We start from the raw sequence: 262 nt of genomic DNA, 5'->3' as shown, positions 1-262 counted from the left end.
CATTTTTACATCTATTAAAGCAATCGAAAATTTCCCCTTCTTGGAAGGGGATTCCCCCGATGAACTTAATATGATGTTAAAAATTAACTATGGTCAGAAAATTATGTTTAGCGGTATGGTTGATTTAAGTATCAATGATGCGGCTAAATATATTGTAAAGACTTATTCTGATTCATGGAATAAGTTATTAACCGCGCTGAATAGTGATTTTAACGTGGCGGCTGATTCTGTTAAAGTTACCAGCGGCAAGAGTAATGCAAGC

1 protein-coding gene is annotated in these 262 nt (G+C 35.1%); it reads left to right on the top strand.

Annotated features, from left to right (window positions below):
* A partial coding sequence (locus RG959_RS24385; RefSeq protein WP_342799325.1) for a hypothetical protein occupies window positions 1–262 on the top strand: 262 nt, incomplete at both ends.

The organism is Domibacillus sp. 8LH (assembly GCF_038806185.1).
In the GTDB taxonomy this organism is placed as follows: Bacteria; Bacillota; Bacilli; order Bacillales; family Domibacillaceae; genus Domibacillus; species Domibacillus indicus_A.
This window is presented reverse-complemented; position numbering and strand designations above follow the sequence as displayed.